We start from the raw sequence: 443 nt of genomic DNA, 5'->3' as shown, positions 1-443 counted from the left end.
CACCCGCATATCGAGGCCTGCCCCGCGTACGGCCAGGTCATTGAGCGCGTTATGGGTAAGCGGCACAATCAATGCCGGCATGGCGCTTAAACGCTGGTACCAGGACTCATCCAGCGGTACGCCGCGTGCGCGGTGAGCCTCATGAATTATTGCCAGCTGTCGTTTGAGTTGTTCAACCACAAGCAGCGGGCCAGCAAACAGGTAGGCAACGCCTGGTGGCAGACGGGAAGCGAACAGGGCACGCATAAAGCGCGAAACCGGTACGTATTGCATCCATATCTGCGATGTCGACACAATGGCCAGGATCCTCAGCCAGAGCGTAACGGCATTGGCCCAGCGCTCTGGCGTGCGTGGCTGTCTGCTAAACCACTCGGTAAGCCATCCGCCGTGTACCAGCCATAACCCCAGCCCTACGGGGATCATCAGCCAAAGTACGTATTTCG

At 58.7% G+C, this 443-nt stretch carries 1 protein-coding gene; it reads right to left on the bottom strand.

Annotation, left to right across the window (positions count from 1 at the left end; all coding sequences use genetic code 11):
• Positions 1-443, bottom strand: a 443-nt coding sequence (locus ACU8YC_RS27795; RefSeq protein ID WP_446896369.1) for an energy-coupling factor transporter transmembrane component T, incomplete at both ends; no start/stop codon positions are given.

This window comes from Citrobacter sp. VF227 (assembly GCF_052950715.1).
Note: the sequence above shows the minus strand (reverse complement) of the source record. Positions and strands in the feature narration are given on the sequence as shown.